Genomic DNA, 16,049 nt, shown 5'->3' on the forward strand with positions numbered 1-16,049 from the left:
CAATTTTTCTATTAAGAGAGCTTACTTAGGTTAACCTCAAGCGATGCAATGAGCGTGCTGGCGAAAAGATTGTTAGCAGAGCCTGCGACACATATGCCGGGATGGAAAGAAATGCAGGAGTTAAAAAAAAGAGGAAATGAATGAACTTGAATGGGAACATAAAGAAACTTAGAACATACTGAGACATTAGCGTGGAAAACTAATCCGAGAGAAGGTTACTCTTCGTTATAGTAGAACCATATTTTTTTATCTATACTTGATTATTTACTAAGGTTGATAATTATCGTTGGGAGAGGATAGATGATCATCCTCCTCTCCCAATGCCCTAGCTATTCAGTAGCTTTCTTCTTGATTGTGCTAATAAATTTATAGCCTTCGTTATATAAACTGTAATTATTTTGTTATCACGCAATGGCCTTAAGTGCTTCCTTCACGTTTCGATAAATCTGATAAGAATTAATACTAAAGCCTGACTGGACTACCATGCGCGATAAATCAGGTCGAATACCAGTAATAATTGGCTCAGTCCCTATTAACTTCAATAGATTGGCAATATCGAAGCATCTTTTAATTACTTCACTATTAAGGCGGTAAACTCCTGAAAAATCAAGAATAATTGTTGGTGTAGCTTATTTTTTTAATCTCTGGGACTACATGATTGTAGATGTTTGCTGTGTGATCGAACAGTAATATTGTCTCCTACTGGAACCAAAGGTGCAGATACCTTAACTATTTCCTTTTTCATAATATCAAGAGCTTCTTCATTCTTACTGTTATAATTATTTATAGAATCTATTACTGCTTGATCAAATATTTGAATTGATTTATTCATCAGAATGTGACTTGTTTTTGTAGAAACGTTATTTTCATGGGATTTTTCTTGTATGTAATACAAAAGCTCTGAGCGATACATAGTTAAGAGCTCCACCATTGTACTTAAAGTTACATCCATTTCAGCAACTTTATTTTTAGGATCATAATCCAGATTGACTTCACCACTTGTATCCGAGGATTTAGAAAGCTCACACTTTATTTTTTTGTATAAGACGTTCTAATAGGTCATAGTGATTCTTAATAAAGTCACCTTTATTAATAGGATTATTATAGTTAATTTCAAATTTAGCTTTTTAAGTAGTCTTAATGTCAATTTATCAACACTATGAAATATAGCATTAGATAAGTTCATTAGTTCATTAGGCAAGCTCATAACTACTAATTCCTCTCTATATAATTTTGAAATTTTCTTTACCCAATTATTATAAATAGTAAACGACTTGTTTTAAAAGTATATATATATGTGTATTTACTCTTTATTAACTCTTTACTAAAACGACAATCAAAATTGATTGTCGTTTTATACTAACTATTACATGATTGATGTAATAATATTATTATTTTTTTTCTATTGGTTATAACCTGAATGAAAAATATTATTAAAGCCACGACAAGTAAGGTGTGAATAAACCCCCCACCCACTTCTCCGATAAAACTTAAAAACCACAAAACCAAAATTAAAATTATAATTGTCCAGAGCATAAAAACTCCACTCCTCTGCACTGCACATATTAATTTGTTTAAGCAAATGATTCAAATTCAATGTGTTCGTACATTAAGTGCAAACAATTACTAATATAGTTCCTGGATCAATTTCTCTTTCCAACTGAGTTACTTCTTGAGCTTTAAAACCACAATTTATTAACTTAAATTGAAATTCATGCTTGTTCTTGCCATAATGTACATTGCCATCAGGTAAACCGTAATCCTCGCTAGTCATTCTTTGTTCATCGTAAGGTTGAGGATTAATAACATAAATACATGATGATGAGTATTTCGATTTCATTTTACGAACAGCATCTAATGCTGCTACTTTCTTGAACTATTCTTCGCTCACATGGATATGCGTAATGTTATCAGTTCGAACTAATACCTCAGTCTTATTAGAATCCGTATAGGAAACAAAAGTATTGTTAGATAGAGAGTCATCCAAATTATTAATGGTTTGAGATACCTCCTCATAGTTTTTATAAAAATCTAAAATAGGCTCTTTCTGTCCAATTGTGAAAATTTCACTTTAGGCATTGTTAATATCTCCTTCTATTAAATAGGCTACACGAAATTGCTTAGTCATTTAATGATTTCCAGCAAAAAGAGCGAGATTAAATAACGCTCTTTTTGCTTTAAATTATATAATCTAACCGTTAAGAACTTTTATTATCTTTCTTTTTTTTCATCTGATTGATTCCCTTTTGCATGCTTCCCTTGGCGTCCAATTCTTTGTTTTGTTCTTGTGAACGTTTTTCACCGCTTTTTCCCATTTAAAATCTCTCCTCACTAGTTGAATAATGTTTAGATATTTTTTTACCCACGTAAAATCATGCTTAAACTTATAAAAAATAAAAATATTTAACTTGTACCTAGAGTAAAAAGCTACTCTAATAGCATTTCAAAGCACATCAATTTTTCACTTCCCCCCTTCTCTCCATCAATTTTTCTAACTGGATGCGAGACATCCTAGTGACAGCTATGAATAGAGAACTAAAGCATTTAGTGCAGTATCGAGAACCAAAGGAAGGATTTTACTTATGGGTGAAATTAAATAATGAATATAACGAAAGGACACTTATTAATGAAAGTATTAATAATAACCTTTTGTTTATGCCAGGAAGTATTTATGATGATAAAAATGGATACTTTAGATTAACCTTTGCACGAGTGAACAACCAAGACATTGACAATGCTATAGAAAAACTTAAGCTAATTATTGAAAAAGCAACTTAATATCTAAGGTGTAATAATGCATTTGATATTGTTAGCTCTTATTTCACTTCCAACCACAAGTACACAATCAGTTCAGAGTTTGGAGTAAATGGTGGATTTAATGTTGTACGTGCTACTGTAAGTTTTAAGTGGATGAGTTCATCTACATTTATTGTGCAGTCATTTAGTCACCTTGCCTGTTAAGGACATTGATGATTTTAACGTAAACCCAAATTTATTCTGGTAGATGAGCAAGTTTCATTTTGTTCCCACACAATGCCTTCTGTTGAGCCTGTCTTCCTTATTTATATATATGAAATATAGACTATGATTGTGGAGGTAGCGTCTAAAACTCCCGTTGAGACTTAGACACTTTCAAAGCCCTACATAATTTAAAATGTATATTCCCCTCTGATACTTATAAATTATATAATTGCCTCTCTCTTAGCAGTCTCATGTTATTGAATTGATCACACTTTTTTTATGTAAATATGTATAATATCCTAATACAAGCTCTTCTCTCATTAGGTACACTCATTCCGAGTGCGCCTTTTTATGCAAATACCTCGCACGGTTAAGTAACAGTGTAATTGCTTGATCATTGCGGGTAAACGATGCACCTTAATTAAATGAATACCCCGCAAGATGATCGCTTAAAGATTCCGAATGCCTCACTCTGAAATCGACTTGTTTGTGATACTCTTCATATACAGAATAGCACCTCGATGGTTAATGACCTCTAAGCGCTCTCATAAAGACTTCCCTTATCAAATGGTAATCCCATCCACAAACAAAGGTTACGTCTCATTACGCATCAATGAATATACAGGAAAAATCCACCAATTCACAGAATCCACTTTGGTATTTGATTAGCGCTAAATAATTAGAATACTTTAATTAATTGTGAATATATATAATTTGATTTTCTCTATTTGTGAGTGATTAGAATTCATTAGACACCTAATTAATAAATCTTAAAGGAGGGTATTAATTGTCACAACATGAAGGAGAGCAAAGAAGTCTTATCCTTGGAAGCTTCCCATTTGAAGACATTGTAGGAACAGAGGTCTTATTAGTCACCGTTGCCGATCAGCTCAATATTCTTGGTCAAACTTTTCGACCGATTTTTACGGGGACAGTTGCAGGATTGACAGTCGGCTTTTTAACATTGGATCCAGTCATTATCAAAATGAGTAATGCACCTTTCTATCATTTTCCTACCCCCCTAAACTTCCCACTGGAAAAAATCACATTTATTGTTCCTTTTGATCCTGATACTAAAATTCCATTGACTTGAGGAGGTGAAATGGTGGAAAACTCTCCACAAATGAATTCTGAAAGATCAATTAATTCGATTCGTGAAGAATTCGTCACACAAACATTTATTAACGGGATTGGGAAACAAGTTTTTGTTCTCTTTCCTCAATTTCCATTTATGGTCATAGGACAAATTGTAGATGTCATCAATGATTACGTTTCAGTAAATGTGGACACGACTCACATTTCCGAATTTGAAAAAGGAGAACCCGTTTGGATTCATGTTGATGACATTGAGGTGTTTTACATCGAAGACGAATACTGCAAAATCCCATCGTTACGTTAGGTAATTTGCCTAACGGAAAGGAGAACTAATTTGCTGAGAAAATTTCATGTTGTTGCTATACCGATTCGAATTGTCCTCAACAACTTTGGTGATCACGATCCAAACGGGATGATATACGTTTTAAAAGAAAACGAAAAAAAGGTTAGGGCATTGGTGGCGAAACATCCATTTGAACCAGTAAACCTTGTTGAACCTCTAGTTATTCGAGCCAACTCAGGTGATGATATTGAAATAGTATTTGAAAACCAGTTAGCCTTTGATACATCAATGCATATTCAAAACGTTGAATATAACATTCAAACTTCTGACGGAGCTTTTGTAGGTTGTAATAAAGATTCTACAGCGCCACCTTGTCCCCCAGGCGGACAGCAAATCTATCGCTGGAGTGTATCTCAACAAGGCATTAACATTTTTACAGACTTAGGAAATTCTTTATCCAGTGAACTTGGAAGCAACGTGCACGGCTTATTCGGGGCATTAATCGTCCAACCGAAAGGCTCTACATGGACTGATCCAGTTACAGGGAAGTTTATGAACAGCGGGCTTTATGCAGATATTCATCACCCAATACTCCCTTCATTTCGAGAATATGCATGGTTTTTTCATGATGAGATGGAGGTGGATGATTTAACGGGAAACACCCCTATCAGTACGCACACATTACAACCTGAGGCAGTACATTCAGTAAATTATCGTTCTGAACCGATGCGAAACCGAATGAAATTAATCCACGAAGGAGTCGTGTGTCCAGATTGTTCAGGTGAAGAAGTTCATCATGATTCATGGCCATTTGGGGACCCTGCGACACCGATTCTTCGTGCCTATGTTGGGGATCCTGTTAAAATCCGATTAATTCATGGTGGTGTGCAAGAAACGCATGTCTTTCATTATCATGTGCACCAATGGCTTTTTGAAATGCAGGATCAGGATTCAGAAATCATTGATTCACAAGCAATATCCCCACAGAATTCATATACAGTTTCACCTTTATATGGGGCAGGAAGCTTACAAGGGGCTATTGGCGATATCATCATTCATTGTCACCTTTATCCTCACTTTCATGAAGGCATGTGGGGAATGAATCGAATTTTTAACACATTACAGGACGGGAGCCAATGTTATCCCAATGGAGTGCCCATCAAGGCTTTAAATCCTTTACCTGACCGTCCCTCCCCACCAAAACCGACACCGGAACTTCCCGGATTTCCGAATTTTATTCCAGGAATCAATGGCTGTAAAGCCCCGCGTCCACCGTTAGGAATTATTGGAGGAAGAGAATCAACGACGCTTGAAATTAACCAATTTACAACTAATGCACAGCCAGGGGCTGTATTTACAAATCCCTGTATTGCAGACATTACGCCCGTAAGAGAGTTTCATGTGGTAGCTATTCAACGACCAATTATTTACAACAAAGAAGGTTGGCACGACCCTGAAGGAAGAATGTTTGTTTTAGCTGAAGATGAAGAAGATATTGTTGCAGGTAGAAAGGTACCCGAACCCCTCATCATTCGTGCGAACCAGGGAGAATGTATACACGTAAAATTCACAAATAAGTTGCCCGAAACTTTGGGTGGGAACGCGTTTCAACTAGTCGAACGAACTTACGAAGCTGGACTACACATTCATTTTGTGAAATTTGATCCCTTGGTATCCGATGGGGCAAATGTTGGATGGAATTATGATTCGGGAGTTCTTCCTGGTGAGACCATTCGTTATCAATGGTATGCCGATGTTGAATTAAAAGGGACATTTTTTCACGATCATTTATTTGCGAATGCTCACCAACCACATGGAGTATTCGGTGGGATTAACATTCAATCAAAGGGTTCTAGATATTTAGATATGAAAACAGGGAAAGACATTGAATCTGGAACACAAGCGATGATAGTTAATCCTCTAACTCCAGACTACCGAGAAATGAGCATATTTGTGCAAGACTTTGCTTTCCTCTTTGATAAAGACGGCTGCCCACTAAATCCACCACCCTTTCCAGGTTCTCATGAAGATCCGGGTGTAATGGGGATTAACTATAAAAATGAACCCCTGCAATTTCGATTAGCCAAGCCTGATTGCGATCCAGCTTATGTATTCAGTTCCTATCTTCACGGAGATCCAGTAACGCCCATGTTAGGAACATACAACGGAGACCCAGTACGTATACGCCTGTTTCAAGGGGCACAGGAAGAATCGCACAGCTTTAATTTACATCGGCAGCGTTGGAACCGCGAACGACGTGATTTGGATTCCGAGCTCACTCAACAAGAGCACATTGGAATTTCTGAACATTTCACTATGGAATTTGCGATCGAAGGTGACGGCGACTTCGATATGTTATATCATTTTGGCTCAATTGACGACCTATGGTTAGGGAACTGGGGGATTATTTCATCTTATCATGAGGAACACCCAGAAATTTTACCACTACCAGATCGAATTCCACCTCCTAAACGACATAAAGAATTAATCAATTGCCCAACATATGACAATCCACCTCCTGCTACTAATCCAGGGGAGCCAGCTCCTGTTAGTGCCCCCATACGTAAGTACGAAGTCGTTGCTTTACAAACTGATATCGTCTATAACAATTACGGTGATCATGATCCATTTGGTATTGTCTTTGCTCTCGCCGAGAATGAAAAAGCGATTCGAAGAGGGAAAATTAATCCTGAGCCGCTCATTCTTCGTGGTAATGTTGGAGAGTGTATCGAGGTTACACTACACAACAAACTTGATCCGAAATTCCATAGCCATCTAGTTCACGGGTATCCATTAGTTCCCGTCGAAGCACCGTTTCCACCATCATTACGAATCTCCATGCACCCACAATTACTAACTTATGATGTTAATGGGTCTGATGGGGCGACCGTAGGGTTTAACCCTGATCAAACAATTGGTCCCGGCGAAAGCATCACCTATCGTTGGTATGTGGACACGAACGTAGGGTCTTGCAATCTGTGGGATATGGCCGACGTAAGAAACCATCGTCACCACGGGGCATTTGGTATTTTCATTGCTGAGCCTAAAGGTTCTGTCTATTTAGATCCAATAACACGGAAGCCTTCTAATACGGGAAGTCAAATGATTATTTCCAATCCAATTTTAGGGGAATATCGAGAGTTTGTATTAGTAATGCATGATGGAGTTCGCCTTTTAGATACAAATGGAAATTTAATTATTGATCCTGAACCGGTATTATTTTCCTCAGAGCAGGGTCTTGAAGATACAGAGGACCAAGGATCAAGAGGGTTTAATTATCGTGCAGAACGTTTTAGAAACCGACTCAGAAAAAAATATTGATATCTCTAGTGTATTTAGCTCCGACGTACATGGAGATCCGTCAACACCTATATTTCTCGCCTATCCTGGTGATCCAACAACAGTGCGTTTCGTATTTCCTGCTGACAAACCTAGAGCCCACTCATTTACAATCCATGGACACAAGTGGCAACGTAGTAAAGAAGATATTAATTCATCTGTTATCTCTATTCGTGGTCAAAACACAGTAGGAAGCGCAGCGGATTTTGAACTATTTTATGGTGCAGGCGGCTTGTTATCTATTCCTGGGGACTATATGTACCGTTCAGGGAATATTCGTTGGGACATTGAGCTTGGCTTGTGGGGAATCTTACGTGTATTGGAAGAAAAAGATCCATGTTTGGCGCCTCTAAAGCAAGTAAAAGATATTCAGGAAAAGGGTGTTGAACATGAGTAATGTACATGATTCTCATAACAATTCTACAAACCATAATCATCAACATGCCTTTCACTGCCCGGTATGTTTATCCGCATCTGAAGGAGATGATCGATTTGGTTCGCCCTGTGATTGTCCCGAAGCGATCCCGACACCACGATATTCTTCACCAAACTCTGGATTATCCCCGGAGGAGCTCAAGGAGTTAGATGCTTGTATCCATGAAATTAATGACTTATTAATGACATTAGCTGTACAAGAAGACGAAAGTCATACGCAATTACGGATGCGATTACAGCATCTTAGAAAGAGATTTGTTCGTATTCACGTTAAATGCGGAGAACAAGAGAAAAAGTTCCTCGGGGGATTCAAAGACGCAGGCAAGGATTTTATCATTCTCAACAACTTCGATGAAAAAAATTATCATCCCGATTCAAAAAAATTTGCTCGATTGATCATGATCTTGATCACGATCATGATAACAATCGTGGTCACCATGAACCCGCATTATTAAACATTGATCAACAACTTCGACGTGACCTCGTTCTTCACTTTGGAAAAGTCGTCTCAGGTAATCCATCACTCATTAACTTATTCTTTGGTATCTCACTAGGTCTTTTCTTAGTTAGGTTCATTGGATGCGATATACAAGTCGCCCTTGAAGAGGAAAATAAAGAAGCTGCCCGTGAGGCACATGAAAACATACAGACAATAAACGGCTGTTTGATCAATGCTGAAGAAGATGCTATCCAAGTGGAATACGAAAGCGAGATCCTAGATATTAAAATTGAAGAGATTTGTTTCATTATCATTTAAAACCTGCATATTTTCCTATGCAGGTTTTTTACATAATCATAATGATTTCTTTTAAGCTCAAGCACATTCGATAATTACTTCACATCCTCTATTTCGAAGAAATTGAAAGCTTAAGCCACCTGTAAGTCCGGCCATGCGTAACTGAGTTCTGTGATCACACACTGGGATCGCAAAATCTTGCAGGCATGTAAAATCACATGAATGATGTCCGTCCCCATGATCATCACAGCAGCAGTCATGCCCGCGACCATGATCACTACAACAATGATGGTGACATCCTTTGCTATGCGAAGCGTCTGAAGGTGGGTCTACGCCAAGAAGGTGGTGGTATCGACATCTCCTGTTTTGATTACGTGAAATAGGATTATGATGATCAAACGGGTGACAGTCATCTAGCCATTTAATTTTTCGGATAGAATCTCTCAATATCGTAATGACCGTGCAATCATCCTTTAAGATATCTACAAAATCGATACCTGCATCGCAAATCTTTCCCCTAATGAATGTATGATGACATTCGAGACTTGTTTTTTTCTTTTAATTCTTTTAACTGCATATTTATATCTCCCTTCGACATACCTTCTTCTCCTCCTTACTTTGGTAACACATTGTATGTAACAGCCCACTTTTTGTTAAAAGTAAATTTAATACATCTACTATAAAAACATTTATAAGTCAAGAGCCGATGCATATATACGTTTTAAAAATACAATATAGTATCTCAGGAAAAGGAGGGGTACCAATTGAGTTACTTTAATGATTGTGGCTGTAACAAGGACAACAACTACGGTTGCAAAAAAAACTCATTTTGATCATCACAAATGGAACCATTGTGATAAGCAACATTTTCATCGAAGCCGTTGCACTTCTAATCATAGATGCTTAAAAAACCATAGGTGCTTTGATTTCTGTGGTTATTCGCGCCATTGCTTTTGTCGTAAATGTTGCGGCAGATAATTAACACTCACAACTTAAAAAAGACTAAGATAAAATAATTTATAGTGAAGTATTGTCAAATTTTCAAACAAGAAAACTGCTAAATAAACTACAGAAGTTATTATTAGCAGTTCTCTTGTTCTGTTTATTCAAATTGAAGAATATTTTATAACTTATTCAAGTTTTATTAATAAGAATGTTTCTTAATAAATTCATGATTCTCCAGTTAATAAATCTAGAGACTATTTTTGTTGGCTGATTATTATTAAATCAATATAATAAAAAGACACACACCTCCCTTTCTCCAAATATCTATGATTTTCAACCGAGCAAGGGAGTATTGCTCGGTTGATTGGAGGTGAGTACATTATATATATATTCAAAAGGCTTTTGAATGTTTGGGCTTAAAATATAGGTCAAATGAAGAGTCGCAATAAAATGTGTGTATCAAGGATAGGAGGTGTCAAAAAATGAGTGAGCATCATCATTTGTTTCACCCAAAACGAAAAAAACCATATCCTAAAAAGGATCATGGGTGTGGCTCGATTATAATTAACAATAATTTAATCAATCGTTACCCATATGGTGAAGAAGAAACAACACCAGAGGAAAATGGTACGAATGGATAATTAGTAATTTCCCCGTAGCTTTCTTCTAGTTACGGGTATTTTATTATGCTCTTATTCTAGCCCTTTGAACAAAATACAAATGATAAACGAATTGTGACATTTTTGAAATTTACAAGGTAAGTTTGAAAAATAGTAAAAAGATATTTATATATTGTTAAATTTGGAGGTTAATATGAAAAGAAAATCCATCATTTTTCTTATATTAGCAATCATCACTACTATTCCATTTTCCTTGAATCATAACGATCTAACTAGAAAGTGCGGGGGGTATTAAGTCATACATCAGGGCTATCTGTCGGTGGTGGTTATTCTGGCTACGAGTCCAATACACAGCTGCCTACTTTAGAGCAATCACTTAGTGGGATTAGTAGTGGTTCAAAACCTGTTGAATTAGAACATGAACCAGGAGCACGGTATAGCTATTCAGGTGGTGGTTATAACTTACTGCAACTCATGATTGAAGAAGTAACAGGAGAAGACTTTCATTCCTATCTAAATGAAGTTGTTCTTGCACCGTTAGGAATGGAAAATAGTAGTTTTCAATGGGATGATCATCTCCAAGATAAGACAGCAAAAGCTTACGATCTAAAACTACAGTTGTTACCAAACTACATATTTATCGAGAAAGCAGCGGCCGGGCTTTATACAACGATAGAAGACATGAATAAGTTTATCATTGCTGAAATCAATAGCTTTCACAGATCGGGGATTTTAGAAGCTGACACGATTCAAGAGATGTTTAGTCCTATTTTAGAAGTTAGAGGTTTTGAAAGCTTTATTAATGATAAGGCGGCATTAGGTCATTTTATTAATCACGCAAATAACAGTATAATTGTTACACATGATGGAAGTAATAACGGTTGGAAGGCACACTTTTCGATGGAACCAAAAACAGGAAATGGGCTTATTATTTTAACGAATGGAAATAACGGTACTTGTTTGTTAAATGAATTAGTTAGTGCTTGGTACTATACAAACTTTGGAATCGAACGTCAGTTTGATCAATTAAGACATACTGTAATGCCGACGGTGTATGCTCTCTCAATATTGATTTTATGTTGGTCAATAAGTGTCATATTTAATTTAGTTCCTGCTTTTATTAAGAAAGAGTTAATAATTACTAAGTATTCAAATAAGAAAGGTCTTTTATCAAAAGTGCTCGTGTCCATTGTTTTAGTGAGTGGAGCGTTTCTTTTGAGCAAGATTTCGGTAATGATTTTATGGTTCATTGATCCGTATATTGTAATTCTACTCGTCACATCTGTCTTTATTAGAACAATATTAGCAGTTTTGCAACTATTTATAAGAGGGAATACGTAAATATGTATTAAACCAGTTTCAGATTTAAGAAATTACAATGAAGTTTTATGAAATGGTTATCCTGTTTTTTTTAACGAAAATGGGTGAAATTAACATGCCGTTGTTGAAGAATAAAAAAAACCAAACGACAATTTAATTGCTTTCAAAACTTATGGGAGCTGAAGAGGCAATCAAAACTAGAAATAATTGACTAATTGAAGAGTTTTAGTATAACCCTTTATACTATCATTCTACATCTGAGCATTCAATGGTTTGTAACATGAATGAAGTAAATACAGTATGCTTCACTCTCGGTAAATAGTCGTTGCAGCATTTCCAACAAGAGCCTATTAAGTCTGTACATGCAATATCCCATAACATTATAACTTTATACTCTTCAAGGCTCTTGAAATACATCTCCACTTCAATTGCAGAAACGCCAGGTGCATTCTCCTCAGTAGATTGACTAATCTCATCTACGATGGAAATGCTTACGTTCATTGATACGTAATGATACGTGAACTATGGAATATACTCTTCCTTGAACTACCTCCACTTATCATTCATACGGTCAGATTAAAATGGGGATTCTTTGGAACAGAGTGTTCTTGTTGAAATATTTCTTTGCCAACAGCGGTTTCTCTTTTTAACCAAGCTATCCCCGTCAATTCCATTGGTTCTTGATTTTAGGCTGTTACATGTGCTCTTAATCCTTCAACTAAAGTATTCTTGCTGGCATTAATATCTCTATCGTGGTGGTTTTGGCAAGCCGAATACGTCCAATCTCTGATTTCAAGTGGCTTCTTTCCTGATTGATGTCCGCAATGAGAACCGATTTGACTCGACGGATACCATTAACTGATTTTGATAAGTGCTTTCCCGTACCATTCCCTTGGTATTCAAATCTTCGATACAGACGACATCGTGATTTTTGATGAGCGCTGTACCCCAGTTTAGATTTTCTCAATATATGACTGTTGAATCGCTTGATCGCCATTTGTGAAATCTCAACCAGAACGTTAGCAGCAATTCAAGAATTAGAAGAGAAAGAAAGAGATATTGTAGTACCAACTACTTTTCCGAGAGAAAATGAATTGGAAGCAGTTGCTTATGATTTCTATAATTTTTCTGAGGGAGAAGAAAGTTCAACTGGTCCCTGGGCACGTGGAAAAGCGCCTGATGGAAGAGGAACATTTCATTATAAAAATGATCCAGTTATTTACGGAGAAGAACCAATTCTAAAACCAGCTCCTCCTAAAATTTACAATACACCTCGTACTAATAACAATAACGCTATGACGAAAAGAGAATCTTAATTTGGATTTGTGCTATAGAAATGTTAATGAGGTATTGACACAATATTATATGGTTAGTTTAATTGAATATTTAGATATATTATTTCAAATAAAGTTTATCCATTAGGAGAAAAACAAAAATCAAATATACAAAAACTCTACATAGTAGCAACTACAGAAATGAATCAAGCTTTTTTCTTGTTGTAAAAACTCTGAACATAAGGTAAAGTACGAACAATATTTAAAAGAAATCAATTTAACATTGCATTTGTTAACTCAAGAAATTCCATGCAGAGAACTAACAGAAAAAAAAGATAAAAAAATTTAAGATATGTAGAAAAAGAAATCTTGAAGCTAATCTAATATGAAACAATAATGAAAGTCCCCAAGTATTTAGGTAAGCAATAAATAATTCAAAAAGGTATAGCACTTTATTAGCTATACCTTCAGGTTGTCGAGAAATCCTTGGTTTGCGTGAACCAAGGATTTCTCTTGTGGTCAATTAAAATATTTAATCACGATTTTTAAAGGTGAACAAAGTGAACATGAAAACAGCCTCTCCTGCTGTCTGGAGAGGTGCATCGCAATCTTCTTGATGTTCTGCACCGTAGCCGTCATGAGTACCTTGTTCCGAGGCCCCTTCCAAACGGCGCAAACGAAAATTGCGAAGCCCATGGAGTTGTTTTAAATCCACAAAGCTTCGCTCAATTTTAAACCTTCGCTACGATAGATCGCTTTCCCTTCCTCCGAAAGTCGATTCATTCGCACACGTTCTTTGCTTTCTTCCCACACATGTCGCGTCAGCACTTTCTTGTGATTTTGTGACTGTTTACAGTTTGAAAGAAGTGGATACGTTTTACAATCTTCCGGATTGGAATTTGCACTGACGATACCCTTCTCGATGTGTGGTGAATACGTCAAAGTTTTGGACATATGTACGTATTGGCTTTTGGATCATACGTATACTTCCACTTTGGGATGCGTCCTTTTACGGACGGTTTTCCATTTCTCCTTTTCCTTTTTGGCTAACGGCTTTTCTCCGTGTTACTCCAAATCTTGCGTAACCGCCTCATCCAATTCGTCGAAGTTAGACTGTGTTTCGATTTTGACCGTTTTGCGTGTGAAGTGCTAGCGATATTCTTTAATTCCAATTTCTTCTCCAGGTGAGTACTTGGTTATGATGTATGTATTGATGCACTTCACATCTATTTCCGAAACATTATTCATTTTCGATCGACTAATCCCTTATAGCATCACCATACGTTTCACCCGATTGCTCTAGAAAATCTAGAAACTCTTGATCTACACCTGTTTCTTGTTTATTAATTGGTTTAACGAAAAAAACCTCCTTCTTTTAATTCGATTTCCAATTCTGTACTCTCATCAAGGTTAAGTGCTTTTTTTACATAAGCATGGACCGTGAGAGCATGACTTCCACCATACGGGTGCATCTTTGTAGTCATCGATTTTCCTCCCTTGTACAGATTTATCTCTTTTACTTCCTTGATTTTTCATGATTATATCACCTCATATAAAATTTATATATTCAAAAGTATATACATTAGTATATGAATGGTATAACCAAAAAGATGTCAATCTAACCAAGAAACCAAAATTTGTAGACAATAGAAAGAAGCTTGTGCTCCATCATAGCTGCAAAGACTACTCTTTGCTAGTTTAGCGATGAAAAACAACAATTTATTGTTGTTTCGAGCTTTTCTTTTTTTAAATAAAAGTTCGGTATGTGAAATTAATATTGCTAAAAAACAAAAGACAACCTTTAACGGCTGCCTTTTGTTTTTCAATTTTCCAATCAGTGATTAATGCACATTAAGCTTTTCTTTCTAATCTGTATAGCCTTCGTTCCATGTCATTTAATTTATTATAATACAGCTCTGTATCAATTTTTAGTTCATTATATATATCGATTTGATGGTTTATATTCTTATTTACGTTCTTTAAGAACGCGACAACTTCTTCTTCTTGCGCTTGCTCAATTCGATCAAGACGGTTTAGAACCTCTCCAAATTGAGAATTGACCATATCAAACCTTTTATCTATACTCTCAAACCTTTTATTAACGTCATTCTTCAGTTCAAATATAGCGTCTAGAATTTTCTGACCATCCATCTACCCCCTCCATTTTATCGATTGTATCACATTATTTTTTACCGCTGATCACTTCTGGACAATCCGAATAAGCGTTCAACAACTGTTCGCAAGCGTCAATGGCATTATGATGTCGATGAACGACCACACGTTTAGGTTCCAACCCTTTGACCTGATGAATGTTAAATACATTCGCGGTCTTTACCATTGGGATCTGCTTTTCGTTTTTTTCCTTCACTTTCGTCTTGACTCTCATCATCTTTAATTGTGATTGGCTTGTAGATGAGAATCTTCATTGCTTTTGACCCCTTTTTGATCGTGCCACCTTCGTCTTTGATCTGCTTGAACGTCGCCCACTCACCGCCCCCAAGAAGCAACTGGTTGAAGCCACGATAACGCTTCATCGAGATGCGATTGTAGCGTCGGGAACTGTTCAAGGTTTACGCCAAGGTATGTCCCCCTTTTTTTAATCGTTCTAAGATAATTTCGACTAGAGAATGTACAATTTCTATCGTTGTTATTCGTTTCTTTTTCATCTATTTTTTTCCTTTCACACTCTGGCCACCGAAGCGGCATTTAGAATGTGCCGCCTCGTTTACGCCAGAGGGGAAGGCTAGTTTATAATTTCCCAAATGTACTTTAAGTTGAAATGTTCTTTTACTTTTGGAATGACTTCATCGAAATCTTTCGCCACTAATTTCCATACACAACCATTGTCTTTCCATCGATTAACGAAGTATTCTTTGCAGTTTTCTTCAATTAGAATTCCGTCTTGATTCCGAACTTTCCGTGTAATAATATTGGCTGAAATTGACTTAATATAATAATGATCAGAAAAATCACCAACCAACATCACGTGCTTCTCATTATTTTTCATACGTGATCCTTTCCACATCATGACCCGAACGGCC

Annotated in this window: 17 protein-coding genes and 3 pseudogenes; 9 read left to right on the forward strand and 11 right to left on the reverse strand. The window is 36.4% G+C overall.

The window, feature by feature from the left end; translation table 11 throughout:
• Positions 1-404 precede the first annotated feature (404 nt).
• The 4 genes from JCM19055_RS31745 to JCM19055_RS29560 all read right to left on the reverse strand — a co-directional run bounded on the left by JCM19055_RS31745 (position 405) and on the right by JCM19055_RS29560 (position 1,840).
• Positions 405-617, reverse strand: a complete 213-nt coding sequence (locus JCM19055_RS31745; RefSeq protein WP_370543118.1) for an STAS domain-containing protein — start codon at positions 615-617, stop codon at positions 405-407.
• A 20-nt stretch (positions 618-637) separates the two neighbouring features.
• Positions 638-952, reverse strand: coding sequence for a hypothetical protein (locus tag JCM19055_RS12220; protein WP_265182093.1), 315 nt, complete (start codon positions 950-952; stop codon positions 638-640).
• A 407-nt stretch (positions 953-1,359) separates the two neighbouring features.
• The gene (locus JCM19055_RS26450; RefSeq protein ID WP_152549863.1) at positions 1,360-1,536 is read right to left on the reverse strand and encodes a lmo0937 family membrane protein; all 177 of its coding nucleotides are present in this window, start codon (positions 1,534-1,536) and stop codon (positions 1,360-1,362) included.
• A gap of 73 nt (positions 1,537-1,609) precedes the next feature.
• Positions 1,610-1,840, reverse strand: a complete 231-nt coding sequence (locus JCM19055_RS29560; RefSeq protein WP_042359923.1) for a hypothetical protein — start codon at positions 1,838-1,840, stop codon at positions 1,610-1,612.
• A gap of 659 nt (positions 1,841-2,499) precedes the next feature.
• Here JCM19055_RS29560 and JCM19055_RS12230 point away from each other — a divergent pair.
• The 8 genes and pseudogenes from JCM19055_RS12230 to JCM19055_RS12255 all read left to right on the forward strand — a co-directional run bounded on the left by JCM19055_RS12230 (position 2,500) and on the right by JCM19055_RS12255 (position 11,755).
• Positions 2,500-2,778 (forward strand): aminotransferase class I/II-fold pyridoxal phosphate-dependent enzyme, encoded by a 279-nt coding sequence (locus JCM19055_RS12230; protein WP_152549864.1) that lies wholly within the window; start codon positions 2,500-2,502, stop codon positions 2,776-2,778.
• Between the two features lie 970 nt (positions 2,779-3,748).
• Positions 3,749-4,054, forward strand: a complete 306-nt coding sequence (locus JCM19055_RS12235) for a hypothetical protein (RefSeq protein ID WP_265182094.1) — start codon at positions 3,749-3,751, stop codon at positions 4,052-4,054.
• Positions 4,055-4,066: 12 nt separating this feature from the next.
• Positions 4,067-4,360 carry a hypothetical protein gene (locus JCM19055_RS12240; RefSeq protein WP_081833661.1) on the forward strand — a complete coding sequence of 98 codons (294 nt, stop codon included), beginning with the start codon at positions 4,067-4,069 and terminating at the stop codon, positions 4,358-4,360.
• A gap of 30 nt (positions 4,361-4,390) precedes the next feature.
• Positions 4,391-8,075, forward strand: a pseudogene (locus tag JCM19055_RS12245) (multicopper oxidase domain-containing protein).
• Positions 8,068-8,568: a hypothetical protein gene (locus JCM19055_RS12250; protein ID WP_042359926.1), complete on the forward strand. Its 501-nt coding sequence runs from the start codon at positions 8,068-8,070 to the stop codon at positions 8,566-8,568. Before JCM19055_RS12245 ends, JCM19055_RS12250 begins: the two are co-directional and overlap by 8 nt.
• A 499-nt stretch (positions 8,569-9,067) precedes the next feature.
• The gene (locus JCM19055_RS29565; protein WP_265182095.1) at positions 9,068-9,232 is read left to right on the forward strand and encodes a hypothetical protein; all 165 of its coding nucleotides are present in this window, start codon (positions 9,068-9,070) and stop codon (positions 9,230-9,232) included.
• Positions 9,233-10,276: 1,044 nt separating this feature from the next.
• The gene (locus JCM19055_RS27390; protein WP_193745413.1) at positions 10,277-10,435 is read left to right on the forward strand and encodes a hypothetical protein; all 159 of its coding nucleotides are present in this window, start codon (positions 10,277-10,279) and stop codon (positions 10,433-10,435) included.
• A 258-nt stretch (positions 10,436-10,693) separates the two neighbouring features.
• Positions 10,694-11,755, forward strand: coding sequence for a serine hydrolase (locus tag JCM19055_RS12255; protein ID WP_052366285.1), 1,062 nt, complete (start codon positions 10,694-10,696; stop codon positions 11,753-11,755).
• Between the two features lie 225 nt (positions 11,756-11,980).
• On the opposite strand, the gene JCM19055_RS12260 is transcribed toward JCM19055_RS12255, so the two are convergent.
• Together JCM19055_RS12260 and JCM19055_RS31750 are read right to left on the reverse strand one after the other, a co-directional pair.
• Positions 11,981-12,235: a hypothetical protein gene (locus JCM19055_RS12260; RefSeq protein WP_042359927.1), complete on the reverse strand. Its 255-nt coding sequence runs from the start codon at positions 12,233-12,235 to the stop codon at positions 11,981-11,983.
• 185 nt (positions 12,236-12,420) lie between these two features.
• The gene (locus JCM19055_RS31750; RefSeq protein WP_370543119.1) at positions 12,421-12,570 is read right to left on the reverse strand and encodes a zinc ribbon domain-containing protein; all 150 of its coding nucleotides are present in this window, start codon (positions 12,568-12,570) and stop codon (positions 12,421-12,423) included.
• A 186-nt stretch (positions 12,571-12,756) separates the two neighbouring features.
• Here JCM19055_RS31750 and JCM19055_RS12265 point away from each other — a divergent pair.
• Positions 12,757-13,050: pseudogene (locus JCM19055_RS12265) on the forward strand (manganese catalase family protein); the annotation flags it as partial.
• A gap of 543 nt (positions 13,051-13,593) precedes the next feature.
• On the opposite strand, the pseudogene JCM19055_RS29570 reads toward JCM19055_RS12265, so the two are convergent.
• From JCM19055_RS29570 to JCM19055_RS12285, 5 genes and pseudogenes are all read right to left on the reverse strand, one after another.
• Positions 13,594-14,024 (reverse strand): annotated as a pseudogene (locus JCM19055_RS29570) (transposase); the annotation flags it as partial.
• Between the two features lie 336 nt (positions 14,025-14,360).
• Positions 14,361-14,492, reverse strand: a complete 132-nt coding sequence (locus JCM19055_RS29575; protein WP_265182096.1) for a hypothetical protein — start codon at positions 14,490-14,492, stop codon at positions 14,361-14,363.
• Between the two features lie 367 nt (positions 14,493-14,859).
• Entirely contained in the window at positions 14,860-15,159 is a 300-nt protein-coding gene (locus tag JCM19055_RS12275) for a hypothetical protein (RefSeq protein ID WP_042359929.1), read from the reverse strand.
• A 161-nt stretch (positions 15,160-15,320) separates the two neighbouring features.
• Entirely contained in the window at positions 15,321-15,575 is a 255-nt protein-coding gene (locus JCM19055_RS12280; protein ID WP_042359930.1) for an ArdC-like ssDNA-binding domain-containing protein, read from the reverse strand.
• Between the two features lie 176 nt (positions 15,576-15,751).
• Positions 15,752-15,991 carry a hypothetical protein gene (locus JCM19055_RS12285; protein WP_152549865.1) on the reverse strand — a complete coding sequence of 80 codons (240 nt, stop codon included), beginning with the start codon at positions 15,989-15,991 and terminating at the stop codon, positions 15,752-15,754.
• Positions 15,992-16,049 lie beyond the last annotated feature (58 nt).

The sequence above is a fragment of the Geomicrobium sp. JCM 19055 genome (genome assembly GCF_000698185.1).
GTDB classification, from domain to species: Bacteria; Bacillota; Bacilli; order Bacillales; family Marinococcaceae; genus Geomicrobium_A; species Geomicrobium_A sediminis.

Bases quoted from the DNA above. Each gene is read 5' to 3' on its own strand.
- JCM19055_RS12220 (WP_265182093.1), bottom strand. From the start codon at position 952: ATGGATGTAACTTTAAGTACAATGGTGGAGCTCTTAACTATGTATCGC.
- JCM19055_RS26450 (WP_152549863.1), bottom strand. From the start codon at position 1,536: ATGCTCTGGACAATTATAATTTTAATTTTGGTTTTGTGGTTTTTAAGT.
- JCM19055_RS29560 (WP_042359923.1), bottom strand. From the start codon at position 1,840: ATGAAATCGAAATACTCATCATCATGTATTTATGTTATTAATCCTCAA.
- JCM19055_RS12230 (WP_152549864.1), top strand. From the start codon at position 2,500: ATGCGAGACATCCTAGTGACAGCTATGAATAGAGAACTAAAGCATTTA.
- JCM19055_RS12250 (WP_042359926.1), top strand. From the start codon at position 8,068: ATGAGTAATGTACATGATTCTCATAACAATTCTACAAACCATAATCAT.
- JCM19055_RS29565 (WP_265182095.1), top strand. From the start codon at position 9,068: ATGAATGATGTCCGTCCCCATGATCATCACAGCAGCAGTCATGCCCGC.
- JCM19055_RS27390 (WP_193745413.1), top strand. From the start codon at position 10,277: ATGAGTGAGCATCATCATTTGTTTCACCCAAAACGAAAAAAACCATAT.
- JCM19055_RS12260 (WP_042359927.1), bottom strand. From the start codon at position 12,235: ATGAACGTAAGCATTTCCATCGTAGATGAGATTAGTCAATCTACTGAG.
- JCM19055_RS29575 (WP_265182096.1), bottom strand. From the start codon at position 14,492: ATGACTACAAAGATGCACCCGTATGGTGGAAGTCATGCTCTCACGGTC.
- JCM19055_RS12275 (WP_042359929.1), bottom strand. From the start codon at position 15,159: ATGGATGGTCAGAAAATTCTAGACGCTATATTTGAACTGAAGAATGAC.
- JCM19055_RS12285 (WP_152549865.1), bottom strand. From the start codon at position 15,991: ATGTTGGTTGGTGATTTTTCTGATCATTATTATATTAAGTCAATTTCA.